The 15,038-nt window shown below is 55.7% G+C and carries 15 protein-coding genes; 9 read left to right on the top strand and 6 right to left on the bottom strand.

Annotated features, from left to right (window positions below; translation table 11 throughout):
* Positions 1-88 precede the first annotated feature (88 nt).
* Positions 89-1,366: a glycerate kinase type-2 family protein gene (locus AC2FIO_RS22660; protein WP_496700139.1), complete on the top strand. Its 1,278-nt coding sequence runs from the start codon at positions 89-91 to the stop codon at positions 1,364-1,366.
* 340 nt (positions 1,367-1,706) lie between these two features.
* Positions 1,707-2,336 carry a helix-turn-helix domain-containing protein gene (locus AC2FIO_RS22655; RefSeq protein WP_108861051.1) on the top strand — a complete coding sequence of 210 codons (630 nt, stop codon included), beginning with the start codon at positions 1,707-1,709 and terminating at the stop codon, positions 2,334-2,336.
* Here the strand turns inward: AC2FIO_RS22655 and AC2FIO_RS22650 are convergent.
* Genes AC2FIO_RS22650 through AC2FIO_RS22630 form a run of 5 tightly spaced genes read right to left on the bottom strand, consistent with a single transcriptional unit; the run spans position 2,314 to position 6,673 of the window.
* Positions 2,314-2,811 carry a GNAT family N-acetyltransferase gene (locus AC2FIO_RS22650; RefSeq protein ID WP_282169683.1) on the bottom strand — a complete coding sequence of 166 codons (498 nt, stop codon included), beginning with the start codon at positions 2,809-2,811 and terminating at the stop codon, positions 2,314-2,316. The two genes, AC2FIO_RS22655 and AC2FIO_RS22650, sit on opposite strands and share 23 nt — an antisense overlap.
* A gap of 24 nt (positions 2,812-2,835) precedes the next feature.
* Complete coding sequence (locus AC2FIO_RS22645) at positions 2,836-3,903, bottom strand: heme-dependent oxidative N-demethylase family protein (protein ID WP_496700137.1); 1,068 nt, start codon at positions 3,901-3,903, stop codon at positions 2,836-2,838.
* 13 nt (positions 3,904-3,916) lie between these two features.
* Positions 3,917-4,879, bottom strand: a complete 963-nt coding sequence (locus AC2FIO_RS22640; RefSeq protein WP_496700135.1) for a PDR/VanB family oxidoreductase — start codon at positions 4,877-4,879, stop codon at positions 3,917-3,919.
* Entirely contained in the window at positions 4,876-5,472 is a 597-nt protein-coding gene (locus AC2FIO_RS22635) for a dimethylamine monooxygenase subunit DmmA family protein (RefSeq protein WP_496700133.1), read from the bottom strand. The genes AC2FIO_RS22640 and AC2FIO_RS22635 overlap by 4 nt, the downstream gene beginning before the upstream one ends.
* Positions 5,473-5,527: 55 nt before the next feature.
* Positions 5,528-6,673: an aminomethyl transferase family protein gene (locus AC2FIO_RS22630; RefSeq protein WP_496700131.1), complete on the bottom strand. Its 1,146-nt coding sequence runs from the start codon at positions 6,671-6,673 to the stop codon at positions 5,528-5,530.
* Positions 6,674-7,013: 340 nt separating this feature from the next.
* On the opposite strand from AC2FIO_RS22630, the gene AC2FIO_RS22625 reads away from it, so the two are divergent.
* The 6 genes from AC2FIO_RS22625 to glnT all read left to right on the top strand — a co-directional run bounded on the left by AC2FIO_RS22625 (position 7,014) and on the right by glnT (position 13,137).
* Positions 7,014-8,390, top strand: coding sequence for an ammonium transporter (locus tag AC2FIO_RS22625; protein ID WP_109310838.1), 1,377 nt, complete (start codon positions 7,014-7,016; stop codon positions 8,388-8,390).
* Between the two features lie 11 nt (positions 8,391-8,401).
* The gene (locus AC2FIO_RS22620) at positions 8,402-8,617 is read left to right on the top strand and encodes a hypothetical protein (protein WP_108861028.1); all 216 of its coding nucleotides are present in this window, start codon (positions 8,402-8,404) and stop codon (positions 8,615-8,617) included.
* Positions 8,618-8,764: 147 nt separating this feature from the next.
* A complete protein-coding gene (locus AC2FIO_RS22615; RefSeq protein ID WP_496700129.1) occupies positions 8,765-9,694 on the top strand; it encodes a class II glutamine amidotransferase in 930 nt (309 codons plus the stop codon).
* A gap of 1 nt (position 9,695) precedes the next feature.
* On the top strand, positions 9,696-10,379 hold the full coding sequence (locus tag AC2FIO_RS22610) for a GltB/FmdC/FwdC-like GXGXG domain-containing protein (RefSeq protein ID WP_108861026.1): 684 nt from the start codon (positions 9,696-9,698) through the stop codon (positions 10,377-10,379).
* Between the two features lie 20 nt (positions 10,380-10,399).
* Entirely contained in the window at positions 10,400-11,728 is a 1,329-nt protein-coding gene (locus tag AC2FIO_RS22605) for an FMN-binding glutamate synthase family protein (protein WP_108861050.1), read from the top strand.
* Between the two features lie 80 nt (positions 11,729-11,808).
* Complete coding sequence (glnT, locus tag AC2FIO_RS22600) at positions 11,809-13,137, top strand: type III glutamate--ammonia ligase (protein ID WP_108861025.1); 1,329 nt, start codon at positions 11,809-11,811, stop codon at positions 13,135-13,137.
* A 398-nt stretch (positions 13,138-13,535) separates the two neighbouring features.
* Here glnT and AC2FIO_RS22595 read toward each other — a convergent pair whose 3' ends face one another.
* Entirely contained in the window at positions 13,536-13,955 is a 420-nt protein-coding gene (locus AC2FIO_RS22595; protein ID WP_496700127.1) for a group II truncated hemoglobin, read from the bottom strand.
* A gap of 129 nt (positions 13,956-14,084) precedes the next feature.
* On the opposite strand from AC2FIO_RS22595, the gene AC2FIO_RS22590 reads away from it, so the two are divergent.
* On the top strand, positions 14,085-14,930 hold the full coding sequence (locus tag AC2FIO_RS22590) for a DMT family transporter (RefSeq protein WP_282119218.1): 846 nt from the start codon (positions 14,085-14,087) through the stop codon (positions 14,928-14,930).
* The last annotated feature ends 108 nt before the right edge of the window (positions 14,931-15,038 follow it).

The raw sequence follows: 15,038 nt of genomic DNA, 5'->3' as shown, positions 1-15,038 counted from the left end.
GATGGTCGCCTGATCGACTATGCCTCGATCCGTCAGGCCGAAGTACTGGTCGAAAAGGCTAGTCAAATCGCTGCGGCGTGAACCTGTAGTGCCGGGCCATTCAACAACAACGCTTCGCACCACTGCTTCGGTTATCTTTGCCGAGGCAGTGTCGGCAGCGGACCCAGCAACTGCCCTGCGCCGCAAGTTATGCGTCGCTCCACTGCCAACACCTGCAAGTGGCGGGCGCAGCGTCCTGATTGCGGTCGGGAAGGCTGCGCCCAAAATGCTGTCAGAGGCGTTGCAACACGTTGAAGGCCCGCATGTAGCTTTGGCTGTAACACATGCTGAAAATCAGACGGATGTATCCGGCGCGACCGTCTTAACAAGCGGGCATCCCATCCCCGATGAGCGTGGGTTGAAAGCCGGGCGGCAGATTGTGTCTTTGCTCAGCGAAGCATGGGAACATGATCAGGTCATTGCGCTAATCTCGGGCGGGGGATCAGCACTTATCCCCGCCCCCGTCAGCGGCCTGACCCTATCGGACAAGATACGGGTTAACGAAGTGCTTCTATCCTCGGGGTTGGGTATCACTCAGATAAATCTGATACGCCAGCAACTCAGCCAACTTAAGGGCGGCGGGTTTCTGAAACATTCGGCTCCAGCGCCGGTCACGGCTTACATTCTTTCGGATGTAATCGGGGATGACCTGCGGGCTGTTGCCAGTGGCCCGACCGTTTCCCCTATCGGCAGCCATGCAGACGCGCGCAGAACTTGCATCGAAAACGGCCTATGGCATGAGTTGCCCAAAGCAGTCCGCACGTATCTGGAACACAGTATTCCTGATCAGAGGCTTAGTGCTCAAGCCACCAACCACCTGATCGGCTCTAATCGGATAAGCCTGCAGGCTGCACACGGTTGCGCGTCTCGATCATTCGACGCCGAGATCGTCTCGGATGCGTTAACCTGCAATGTGGACGATGCCGCAGAACAAATTTTGCATGCGACCCGATCCGTGACCGTGGATCGACCGAAAGCCCTGCTGTTTGGCGGTGAGACAACTGTCCGGCTGCGTGGCTCAGGGTGGGGCGGTCGAAATCAGGAATTGGCATTGCGTCTCGCCTATATGACTCAGGAACAGAAAATACCGGGCAACTGGGTTTTTCTCAGCGGTGGCACGGATGGCCGGGATGGACCAACCACAGCGGCGGGAGCCATAGTAGATGCTGGCACTGTCTGTCGGATACGTAATGCCGGGAAGGATCCAGTGGCTTTACTGTCCAACAATGACAGTAATTCCGCGTTGTCATTAGCAGGTGATCTCCTGCAAACCGGGGCGACCGGAACCAATGTGGCGGACATACAGATTATGCTGCTGGTACCATAAACCTAAGACTATTTGTTACACTCGGTCCCGAGTTTGGATCTGACAAAAGCCGCAGATGTCGGGTTCAAGAGATCAATAAAACGCCTCTTGCCCGGCGCGATTGTCGCGGCACGCAGAGGTTCGAACAAAGATGCCAGGCTCGCTATCGGAAAGCCGACAAACAGTGGAATTCTGATCCCTGGCCTTTTTTCTGTCAGCATGATTATTTTACTATCAGGAAAACTTTGATGCTATGATGCTCCGAATGGATTGGGTTTTCCGCTGCTCCTGCTTGCAGAACCAGTTTCGACAAGTGTAGCTAGACATTGAAAGAGTGAAATTGAAAAAACGCGATAAAGAAATGGCGGCAAATCTGACTCAGGACCCACATTCCGTTCGTTCGGGTAACAGAGAAAAAGTTCTTGAAGTTGCCATCGGCCGCGAGGTTCGCGCCTTTCGCAAGCAGCAGGAAATAACCGTCGCGGAGCTTGCCCAGCTAACCGGTTTGTCGATCGGCATGCTGTCAAAGATCGAAAATGGAAATACGTCACCCTCCTTGACGACCTTGCAGTCATTGGCGGATGCACTGTCGGTTCCTTTGACAAGTTTTTTCAGACAGTTCGAAGAACGCCGGGAGGCGGTTCATACAAAAGCAGGTGAAGGTGTCGAACTGGAGCGTGAAGGAACACGCGCCAACCATCAATATAATCTTTTGGGGCACATAGGCGCCAACGGATCAGGCGTAATCGTGGAACCCTATCTGATCACCCTGACTGCTAAATCCGATGTGTTTCCAACATTCCAACATGGTGGCATTGAGACGATTTACATGCTGGAGGGAGAAGTGGATTACCGCCATGGGGACCAGATTTACGCCCTGAAACCAGGTGATACCCTGTTCTTTGACGCGGATTCACCCCATGGCCCGGAACGGTTGGTTAATCTGCCGGCCCGCTACATATCGGTGATCAGCTATCCGCAGACAAACTGATCGTCTTGCGCAATAGGAAATCCGTGGGTCTGTCATAGCCTTCATGGCTGCCCGTATTCACGATCGTGAACCCAAGCCTTGAAAAAACACGATGGTTTTCAGTAAGTTCCACGCGTGTTTCCAGTTCCAGCGCAGGCAGACCAAGCTCAGTTGCACGGCTTGCAGCATGATCCACCAACGTGCGGCAGATACCTTGCCCCCGCAGTCCTTCCTGAACTGCAAGCTTCCCCAAGTACAGGCTGTCGGGTTTGGGCGTCAGAAACATACATGCGAACAGCGGTCGGCCGATGGCCCAGATTTCACCACCATCCTTACAGTGCTCCCGCATCCCTTCCACCGTCAGCCTATGGATAGAAGACGGAGGGTCGATCCGGGCATCCATGAATTGAAATGACGCACGAAGCAGCGCAAGCGCGTCATATAATGCAAAGTCATCGCTCGGAATTAGCCAAGGCGTGAAGTCCGGATCAGTCATTTGAGCAACGGCACTTCACAATACTCACTTCGACAAAGGCGGTTCCGTTTCCAAGTCCGGCCAAATCCCCGGCGATGTGGGTAACCCGTCGTCAAACTGGCTGAGATAGTCCAGCATCATCGGACGGTTGTCGATGAACCCCTTATAAGTTGCCAGCTCTTCAGGCAGGTCCCGAATAACCCGGTGCAGACGGCGCCCCCATTTGGGAACAGTCATCAGATCTTGAAAACTGCACAGATAGCAGCGGATCGGGAACACCAGCGCATTGGAGCGCGGCAGACGGAAGAACGTCTGCAACTCGACCCGCAGATGCTGCTTGTGAGCAATGTTTTCAGGCGTCAGCGTGGTCTTTTGAATGCCCCATTTGTGATAGTTTTCCGGACTTGTATCCAGCAAAGGATTCACCGTCATGGTCCAGTTGAGACGCCGCGCAGGGGCGCCCTGCTGGATATTCAGCAAGAACTTCAGCGCGCGCTGGAAAATACCCATTTCATGGGCCTTCGGAACCGGCGCGTGCCATTCGAAAAAGTTCATGCCGATGTCGAAATCCAGGCTCCAATCGGCTTGTGTTGTCACCATGCCGGCGTCCATCCACAGCATCTCATCACGCTGATCCAGCACGGCGAAATCGCCCTGAGCCTGTCGCGTAATGTATTCCATCGGCCCATAAGGCAGCGTGGTTTCATCCATGAAGGTAAAGCTGTGATCGATGCCCAATGGCTTGTTGATCCAGCGCCACTGATTGCCGTTGCGATGCAACTCGAACAGGTCCGGGTAATCCTCGGACTTGCTGACCATGATCAGTTCCAGCAAGTCCCAGCCAGCCAACGTCATATGAGGAAGAGACTGACAGCGCAGCGGGTCCTGATCCAGAACCATTGCGCGGTCTTTCATTTCCGAGACATAATGCTCGTCCACGTCGAACCGCATCTCATAGACTGATCCCTCGGGGCCGCCGCGATGCTGTTCCATGTTGACCGAATACATGTAGCTGTCTTCGTGGAATGGGAACGGAAAGCGTTTGATCGCCCAGTCCGAGTTGTGGAACGTATAGTCGTCGCGGAAGGACTCGTCGTTAAATTGAATGGTCATGGTGGGCCTCCTCTCAGCGGTCCAGCACGAGGGACTTGCCCTCGAATCGCGATACGCAGGGCATGATTTTCTTGCCCGATGCCTTTTCTTCGTCGGTCAGCCAGTGATCGCGGTGAACAAAGTTGCCGTCGTGGTCTAGGACCACGGTTTCGCACTGACCGCAGGCTCCGCCACGACACAGATAGGGCGCATCCACGCCTTCGCGCTCGATAGCTTCCAGCAGGCTTTCGTTCTCGCCCACATGAACGACTTTGTCTGACGCTGCCAAACGCACTTCGAACGGTTTACCGGGCTGAGGCGCCAGGAACTCTTCGTAATGCACGCAATCTTCGGGCCAGCCTTCAGCAGCGGCCGTGTTGCGCACCCAGTCGATCATGCCCTTGGGGCCGCAGACATAGACATGCGTGCCCAGAGGTTGCCCGCTCAGCAGGTTCTCCAGATCAATCTGCTGGTTCTGGTCGTCGTAGTACAGATTCGTCTCATTGGGATGCCGGTCGGTCAGTTGATCCGCATAAGACGCCAGCGCGTGATTGCGGCAGGCATAGTGCAGCTCCCAATGTCCGTGCAGCAGTTCAAGTTGTTTGATCTGCGCCAGAAACGGGGTGATCCCGATGCCACCGGCCAGAAACAGGTGCTTGCGGGCGCGTAAATCGAGCGAGAACAGGTTGACCGGATAGCTGATGGTCATCTCGTCGCCCAGCTTGACCTGGCGGTGCATGAATAGTGAACCGCCCCTGCCCTCATCATCACGCCGAACCGAAATGGTGTAGGATGACTGATCAAACGGGTCCGACATCAGCGAATAGGGATTAAGCCGCGTGATGCCACCATCCTGCATTTCGACAACCGTATGAGCTCCGCCCGAAAAGGTCGGCAACTGACCTCCGTCGATACGTTCGAACCGGAACCGCGTCACCAACTCGTTCAAGGGAGTGATTTCGGTCACTTTGGCTTGGATTTTCTCGGCACCACTCATTCGTAAATCCCCTTCGGCTCGGGCACGTTGCCATGGTCTTCGGCATCGACACGGACGCCCTGATAGGCGGCAAGACGGCGGGAATAATGATCGCGCACGAACAGGTTCAGCCCGCAATGCGCGCAGACAAAGGGGTCAACCTCGACATCTTCGGTGATGCCTTTGCAATGCACACATTGCATACGGCGCGCGACCGATCCGCGATGTTCGGTCTGAATTGCCGTGTGCGGCAGGCCTACGGCCATCACCTCGTTCATGGCCTGACCCATCATGCCTTCAGAGCCGGTCAGGTAGACCTGCAACCCCATATGCGCGTCTTCCAAAACGCGGCGAATGTGCTGCAGCGAGGCTTCATAGGATGGACCTTCGTAGAATTGCGCCGGCTTCAGTGCCTGCAGTCGCTCAACGTAATCTGTTCCCTTGGGAATATAGATCAGATGGGTTTTGGCCATCAGGTCGGGTGTCGCGATGGCAAGAACGGCTTCGGCCCCTTCGGCCTCAGCGATCATGAGATGATGTTCACCTGAGCGAACCTCTAGCGTGCCCCAGACCGGGCGGCTTGCGATTGACTTGGGAAATTCGAACTTTGACATTGTGCCCTCAAATAGGAAAAGGGCGCCACGGTGTGTCCGTCGCGCCCTCTGAAACTCAGCCCTTTGCGGTTCGGATAGATTTGTCCTGATCGTAGAACGGCATTTCTTCCGCAGTCGCCGCTATTTCTGTCCCATCACCGTTGCGCACTGTCAACTTGGTGCCGGGTGAGGCACAGGCGACCGGCATACGGGCGATACCCACGTTGTGCCCGTTGATTTCGGAATACATGCCAAAGGTGACAACTCCGACCTTTTCGCCGTTTTGCAGCAGGTCCGCACCCTCATCCGCAGGGGTCGTGCCGTCAAGCTTGACGCCGTAGATCTTGAACCGTTCTTTGCCTTGCGCGGCATAGTGGTTCTCGGCCCCAATAAATCCGGTTTTACCGGGTGAGACTGTAAATTCCAGGCCCAGTTCCCAAAGTGTATCGCCGCAGGTTTCGCCGTCGAACGGGTAGGTTTCCGAATTGTCGCCCGGATAAAACAGCAAGTAGCTTTCGGTGCGCAGCAGATCGAGCGTCGAAAACTGGACCGGGACGATGCCCATATCCTTACCCTCGGCCAGAATGCTATCCCACAGATGCACCGCGTGTTTAGCTTGGCAGAAGATCTCATACCCGCGCTCACCGGTGTAACCGGTCCGCGATATCATAACCGGGCAGCCATAGAGTTTGGTTTGCATGATGCCGAAATAGGCCAGATCCCGAATTCCGGGGATGTGCTTGGCCAGCAAATCAACGGCCACTGGTCCCTGAAGCGACATGTCGTGCATGTCGTCGTCAAAAATGACCGCGCAGTTTTTGCCCGCCGCCACCGACGTCAGCTGCTCCATGCCCGTGCCGGTGCCGTGCACCACAAGCCATGTGTTCACCGACAGGCGATAGATGATGCAATCGTCAACGAATTTACCTTCGGCATTCAGGATCGAGGCATAGGTCGAACGACCCGGCATGATCTTTTCCACGTTCCGCGTGGTGACCCGATCAATGACATAGGCGGCATCTTCGCCGACCACGTGAACCTTTTTGAGGCCGGAAACATCCATGAGGCCCGCCTTGGTGCGGATTGCCTCATAATCAGCTTTGGCGCGTTCTGGGCTGTGGTCATAGAACCATGCGGTTCCCATGCCGTTCCAGTCCTCAAGTTCGCCGCCGATCTCGGCATGGCGCTGCGCAAGGGCGGACGTCCTCCAAAGAATGGCCATGGTTCAGCTCTCCCGTTGATTGCTTTTTGTTGCCTATATTGAGGCCGATGTCAGATTGAAAATCAACACCTCTGTGCAGATTATTTTCCTGTTGGGAATATTTGCCTTCAAATTCTGAACCCTTAGGCGGGGGTTTAGAGTTGAAGAAAACCTCTTATTTTCATGGCTAATAGGCAGTATTCGACCCTTCAAATTGAGTATGCGACACCACCGTTAAAGATGTTTGCCCCACATATCTATTGACAGGTGCCCCACGAGATTGTCCCCTGAGTAGATAAAATTTCCCAGCAGGAAAACTCCGCAGAGAGACCTCCTGCTGCAACAACAGGGAGACTACGAAGTGGATGGCAATCTAAATGCTCTCACGACGATCTTTACCGAGTTCTACTACTGGGTAACGGTCGTTTTCATGTTCCTCATCCATGTGGGTTTTTGCATGTACGAAGTCGGCGCCAGCCGTGCCCGTAACCATATGCACACATTGATGAAAAACATCATGATCATCCCACTGGTGACGGTCACGTTCTTCTTCTTTGGATGGTGGATCTATTGGGCTTTTCCGAACTTTCCGTTCTGGGGCGGTCTGGATGCAGAAGCGGGCGCAGCGAATCTGCCTTGGGCCGACACGATGGCAACCAATGTTAGTGACAGAATCACCGGCGTTTTCTGGGCAGCATTCCTGCTGTTCTCTTGGACGGCAGCCTCGATCGTTTCGGGTTCCGTGATCGAACGGATCAGGTCTTCGGCGCTCTGGGTACATGCGGTCATGATCGGATCGGTCTGGTGGATCATCGACGCTGCGTGGGGCTGGCACTACGGTGGCTGGATGGTTCGAATTCTCGGCTACCATGATGCATATGCTTCCGGTGTAATTCACGCAATTGCAGGTGGTTACGCATTGGGTGTAATCATGGTTCTGGGCCCGCGCCTAGGCAAGTTCGCCAAGGACGGGACACCACGGGACATTCCTCCGCACAATCCGTGGCTACTGACGATCGGCATCTTCCTGATCTACACTGGCTTCTGGGGCTTCTATGCCGCGTGCAACGTGCCTGTGATTTCACCTGAAGGGATCGATGGGCAGATCACTGGCGTAACCTGGACAGCTACCAATATCTATCTGGCTCCGACGACCCTGTCGGCGATCACCTTCAACTTCCTGATGTCGCTGTCCGGCGGTCTGATGGCGGCTTATGTGATCTCGAAAGGTGATGCGTTCTGGACCTTCTCAGGCGGGCTTGCCGGAATTATCACTGCCTCGGCCGGAAACGATTTGTATCATCCGATTCAGGCAATGATCATTGCCGCGATCGGCGTCGTGATCGTGTACAAGCTGCACTACTGGGTAGAACGCCGGTTCAAGCTGGATGATGCGGTGGGCGCCGTTGCTGTGCACGGTTATGCCGGGGTTGTTGGCCTGGTGATTTCAGGCTTTGTCCTCTGGGGTGTGCCATCTTCGCCGTACGAAGGATACGCAACAATCAACCCGATCGGTCAAATCACCGGCGCGGTCATCATGTTCTTTGTTCTTGGCTTCCTACCCGGCTGGGCTCTGGCCAAGATGCAGGCAGCCGCAGGTGTGCTTCGCATCCCGGAAGAGGTTGAACTGCAGGGCCTCGATTACGCCGAGCACCACGCCTACGAAGATGCCAAGGCAGCGATCATTGAAGCTGACAAACAGGAATTGGCTGCCCGTGCTGGCGCGGCAGCGAAGTAAAGGAGAAAGACATGTCTACGAATGGATACACAAGCTGGGCTGTCGATCTTGCCGAGGTCGGTCCGATCTACCCCTTCCAAGGTTACGAAGTTCTGATGGTCATCATTGGTGTGGTCTTCTGGATTGGCTGGCATCGCATCCAGTTCGTCCGGGAAGGTGAACACCTTGAGAAGGCCCGCCACACCGGCGACGAAGAGAAGGTGAAGGCACAGCTGGAACGATACTGATCCAGCTTTTAGAGCTGGCAATGGGCGTGAAATCAGAGATCACGCCCATTGCCTCTTAGGAAAAAAACTTTCCTAGCATTATTGATGTCCCCCAGTTTTGTTGATACCGTCGAATCATAGTGAAACACACAAGGAGATCTGCCAGCCATGTGCGGAATTGTTGGATTATTCCTCAAAGACCAGTCTCTTGCGCCCCAACTGGGTAACATGCTGACGGACATGCTGATTACGATGACAGACCGCGGCCCCGATAGTGCCGGTATCGCGATCTATGGCGCAGAGTCGGCAGGCAAAACCAAGATTACAGTCCAGTCGCCCAACCCCGATGCTGACTTTGTCGGCCTGGCTGATGAGCTGGGTGAAAAGCTGGGCGCAACGGTTGGTCAGACAAACAACGACACACACACCGTTCTTGAAATTCCCGCCGGTCAGTTTGAAGCCGCACGCGCTGCGCTGGCCGAAATCCGCCCGTCGGTTCGGATCATGAGCCGCGGCGAAAGTCTCGAAATCTACAAGGAAGTTGGCCTGCCTAAAGATGTTGCAGACCGATTTAACCTCAACGGAATGAGCGGCACCCATGGCATTGGGCATACGCGTATGGCGACCGAATCCGCCGTGACGACAATGGGCGCACATCCGTTCAACACCGGCCCCGATCAGTGTCTGGTCCACAATGGATCGCTGTCCAACCACAACTCGTTGCGCCGCAAACTGCGCCGTGAAGGTGTGGTTATCCAGACCGAGAACGACACCGAAGTGGGTGCCGCATATCTGACATGGAAAATGATGAACGGCGCAACACTGGGTGAAGCTCTGGAAACCAGCATCGATGATCTGGACGGCTTTTTCACCTTTGTTGTTGGCACCAAAGACGGGTTTGGCGTCGTACGAGACCCAATTGCCTGTAAGCCTGCAGTGATGGCCGAAACAGACCAATATGTGGCCTTTGGCAGCGAATACCGTGCTTTGGTTAACCTGCCGGGTATTGAAGACGCCCGGGTTTGGGAACCTGAACCCTCCACCGTATATTTCTGGTCGCACAACGACAGCCCCACAACCCACGAAAAGGCCGCCTGATATGCAGACCTATGATCTAGAGGCAGACGGGCTGCGCGGATTGAACTCATCCCTGCAGGCACAAAACGCCGAGACCAATCAAACCCGATGGGAAATTGTGAACCCTAAGGGCAGCCACGCAATCGCAGTCGGACTGGACGCTCCGATTGAGGTGACGGTCAAAGGTTCGACCGGGTACTACTGTGCAGGCATGAACCAGCAGGCGACCATCAAGGTTGAGGGCTCTGTTGGTCCGGGCGTTGCTGAAAACATGATGTCCGGTCAGGTCATCGTCGATGGTGACGCCAGCCAATACGCCGGAGCGACCGGCCATGGCGGATTGCTGGTGATCAAAGGCAATGCCAGCTCGCGCTGCGGCATCTCAATGAAAGGGATCGATATCGTCGTGCATGGCAACATCGGCCATATGTCCGCCTTCATGGCACAGGACGGCAATCTGGTTGTCTGCGGGGACGCAGGAGATGCGCTGGGGGATTCACTCTACGAAGCCCGGCTGTTCGTGCGTGGTTCGGTCAAGAGCCTCGGCGCCGATTGCATCGAGAAGGACATGCGTCCCGAGCATCTGGATATCCTGAGGGATCTTCTGGCCCGCGCGGGCAGCGACGCCAAGCCAGAAGAGTTCAAACGCTATGGTTCGGCCCGTCAGCTTTATAATTTCGACGTTGATAACGCCGCCGCTTACTGAGGAAGAAGGGTATGAAAGATATGGACGATCAGATCCCCCGCACCCTGCCGATCCAGTCGGCGACATTTTCCAACCCGATCAATGCCGAGATCCGTCGCGCCGCTGCGACCGGCATCTATGACATTCGTGGTGGGGGGGCGAAGCGGAAAGTACCTCATTTCGACGACCTGCTTTTTCTGGGTGCGTCGGTATCGCGCTATCCGTTGGAGGGCTATCGCGAACGTTGCGATACCTCAGTGACGCTGGGCACGCGCTTTGCCAAAAAACCGATCGAGCTTGATATCCCGATCACCATCGCGGGCATGAGTTTTGGCGCATTGTCAGGTCCGGCGAAAGAAGCTCTGGGCCGCGGCGCATCCGCAGCGGGCACGTCAACCACCACCGGTGACGGTGGCATGACACCAGAGGAACGCGGCCATTCAACCAAGCTGGTCTATCAGTATTTACCTTCGCGTTACGGCATGAACCCGAACGATCTGCGCAAGGCTGATGCAATTGAGATTGTGGTTGGCCAAGGTGCCAAACCCGGCGGCGGTGGTATGCTGCTGGGTCAGAAGATTAGCGACCGCGTGGCCGAGATGCGAACCCTGCCCAAGGGTATCGACCAGCGCTCGGCCTGTCGACATCCCGACTGGACTGGCCCGGACGATCTTGAGATCAAGATCCTCGAGTTGCGCGAGATCACTGACTGGCAAGTGCCGATCTATGTCAAAGTTGGTGCGACACGCCCCTACTACGACACTGCTTTGGCCGTGAAAGCTGGAGCCGACGTTGTTGTCATGGATGGAATGCAGGGCGGCACCGCTGCCACGCAGGACGTATTCATCGAACATGTCGGTCTGCCGACGCTGTCCTGTATACGCCCTGCCGTACAGGCGCTGCAGGACCTGGGCGTGCATCGTGAGGTGCAGCTGGTGATCTCAGGCGGTATCCGCACCGGGGCCGATGTGGCCAAGGCGTTGGCACTGGGTGCAGATGCGGTTGCTATCGGCACCGCCGCTCTGGTTGCCCTAGGGGACAACGATCCCAAGTGGGAATCCGAGTACCAGAAGCTGGGCACGACAACTGGTGCCTATGATGACTGGCACGAAGGACAGGACCCGGCGGGTATTACCACGCAGGACCCCGAACTAGCCGCACGTCTGGACCCGGTCGATGCAGGCCGCAGGCTGCGTAACTACCTGAAAGTTATGACGCTTGAGGCGCAGACCATTGCGCGCGCCTGTGGGCACAATCACCTGCATAACCTCGAGCCCGAGGACTTGTGTGCCCTGACAATGGAAGCCGCCGCAATGGCGCGGGTGCCGCTGGCGGGAACCAGTTGGTACCCCGGTAAGGAAGGGTTCTGAATAGATGCTGCGCGGCTCCCTGATGGGGGCCGCGTTTTTGCTTTAAAAAACTAAAATTCAACAGGGAAAGGAAAGCAATCGTGACGATAGATCTCGCAGCTTTCGCAAAAGAAAAAGGCGTCAAATACTTCATGATCTCGTTCACCGATCTGTTCGGTGGACAGCGGGCCAAACTGGTGCCCGCACAGGCGATTGCTGACATGCAGGAAGATGGCGCAGGCTTTGCCGGGTTCGCCACCTGGCTGGACATGACGCCGGCCCATCCTGACATGCTGGCGGTGCCGGATCCGTCCTCGGTCATTCAACTGCCATGGAAGCCCGAAGTGGCCTGGGTCGCCGGGAATTGCGTGATGGAAGACAAGGATGTGGCGCAGGCCCCGCGCAACGTTTTGCGCCGGTTGATTGACGAAGCTGCAAGCGAGGGCATGCATGTCAAAACTGGTATCGAGGCTGAGTTCTTTTTGCTGACCCCGGACGGCGAGCAAATCAGCGACCCATTCGATACAGCAGAAAAGCCCTGTTATGACCAACAAGCCGTAATGCGCCGCTATGATGTGGTACGCGAGATCTGCGATTACATGCTGGAACTGGGCTGGGGCCCCTACCAGAACGACCACGAGGACGCCAATGGCCAGTTCGAGATGAACTGGGAATTTGATGATGCGCTGCGCACCGCTGACAAGCATTCGTTCTTCAAGTTCATGACCAAGTCGGTTGCTGAAAAGCACGGCCTGCGCGCCACCTTCATGCCGAAACCAGTCGAAGGTCTGACCGGAAATGGCTGTCATGCCCATATCTCGGTCTGGGATGCGCCGGGTGACGCCGCCAAAACCAACGTGTTTGCAGGCGAAGGCGACGGCCCTACCGGTGAAGTTGGGCTGGGCGAACGCGGAAAACACTTCCTCGGCGGTATCATGAAACACGCCTCAGCATTGGCAGCAATCACCAATCCTACAGTGAACAGTTACAAACGTATCAACGCGCCGCGGACAATGTCGGGAGCAACATGGGCGCCCAATACAGTGACCTGGACAGGTAACAACCGGACGCACATGGTTCGCGTTCCCGGGCCCGGCCGGTTTGAGCTGCGTCTGCCCGATGGGGCGACCAACCCCTATCTGCTACAAGCGGTGATCATCGCCGCTGGTCTGTCCGGTATCCGGTCCAAAGCGGACCCGGGCAAACGTTGGGACATCGATATGTATGCCGAAGGCCACAAGGTGCGCGGTGCGCCGAAACTGCCTTTGAACATGCTTGATGCCCTGCGTGAGTACGACAAGGACAAGGAACTGAAGGCCATGATGGGTGCCGAGTTCTCATCCGCGTTTCTGAAAATGAAACATCAGGAATGGAACTCTTTCGTCTCTCACTTCTCACGCTGGGAAAAAGACAACACTTTGGACATCTAAGCCGGATTGCAAGGTTGCACTTCTGGGCCGCGGCAAAAGCTGCGGCCCCGTTACTTGAGGCCCCAAGTGGCTCGCCAGGAACGTTCTCAAGTTTCAGCATATGCAAGGCGAGTCTCGGCGCAGTTTGTGACCAAATCACCAAGCATCAAGACGACACGCAGATCGTACACTTCTACAAAGGGCAATCTATTCCGCAACTGGGCGATTTTGACGTTTTGCTAGTGATGGGCGGCCCTATGGATGTTTGGGAGGTCAACGCCTGTCTTCGGCCAACGTTCCAAAAGCGAGCCATCAGAACGTGGGTGCATGTTCTCGATCGACCGTATTTTGGCAATAGTCATTGGCGTCAGCTTTGATTGGAACCGCAGAACACGTAACGTGATTTCTGTAAAGCGTCTTTACGTATACCCAGCATCTGCTTCCAACCGCCAATCTGGAACGTCATTGACCAGCATAAGCGCAGCCCGGCGAAGCGTCGCGCGCATCTTTGCCACAACCGGACCGGTCAATTCGCAATCCGCCAATGCGGCCTCGAAAGTATCCAGCCAAAGCTCTGCGTCGGCCTTCCGGATGGGAATATGCGCATGGATTTCGCGCAGATCCATGTGGCCGAAACGTTCACGATAATAGGCACGTCCGCCGAGAAACCCGCTGAGAAATTCAAATTGAGCCTGTCTGGTGTGGTTTAGCCCATGTCCCCGAAAATGCAGCCTGTGCAACGAATGCGCTGCCGGATCTGTTTCCATCCGGTCATAGAAACGCTCAACCAGAGCGCGCAGTTGGGTCTCACCACCAAGTTGCTCTATCGCAGATTCCATGTGCTGCCTTTCTGTATCTTTGGCACCTGTAATATTGCATACCAGGAAAATAAGTTTATCAACAGTGACATTCTGACATACTCATGCTCAGAAGCGGAACTAGGTGAAATCAGTGAGGGAGATGACGGATTGAACGCTCTGGTGCTTGGCCTTTTGGCGGCACTTTGCTGGGGAGTACACGATCTGGCAGTGCGCTATGTCAGCCAGTCTGTCAGTGTGATTGCTTCGCTCATGGCTGTGCTGGTTTCGGGCGCAGTGCTGCAACTTGGTTTGGTTGCGATGATGGGTGAAGTCGACCCAATTCCTGGCACGGCATTGATCAGCGCTGTTGCTGCAGGGGGGTGCTATCTGCTGGCGGGCGTCTGCATGTACGCCGCTTTTCAACGCGGCCCGGTCCGGCTGGTTGCTCCGATTGTTGCAAGCTATCCGGTGTTGTCCGTCTCACTGGCCATTTGGCGCGGCGCAACGGTCAGCCCATTACACTGGCTTGCCGTCATCGCGATTGGTGTTGGCGTTTCTGTTGTGGCTGCCCAATCTGAACGCGACGCAACCGAATACCCGGCAGCTGGCCCGACGGTGGTGCTATCGATACTTGCAGCAATCGGGTTCGCCGCCACCTTTGCGCTAGGACAATATGCAACCGAACATAATGACGAATACTCAATCTCCCTGGTTATTCGGCTGACGGCAGTATTTGCCCTAGGCATGATCGCCCTGGCATCCCGCAGATCAATCTGGCCCGGGCGGCGGGCTCTGCCTCTTCTCTGTGTCATGGGTGTTCTGGATGCTGTTGCCATCCTTTGCGTGATCGCGGCGGGCGGGTTGCCGAATGCGCAATTTGCCTCGGTGACAGCGTCCGTCTTTGGGCTGCTGACGGTTGTGTTGGCATGGGCTGTTTTGCGTGAAAAGATGATGCTACGCCAATGGCTTGGATGTTTGGTTGCGTTTGCGGGTATAGGCTATCTGGCGCTTTGAAGCGGGCATCCAAAGAGCTCTAAAAAAAGGAAAATTCAGTTTTGTTGGGGCGCATTTTTTGCGCCCCAGCGAAACAGGTCAGGCTGTGAGGCCTTCTGGTTCTGGCAG

The organism is Ruegeria sp. CDSB086, from assembly GCF_059611065.1.
The sequence above is the reverse complement of the archived record's forward strand: the minus strand, read 5'-3'. Positions and strand labels throughout refer to the sequence as shown.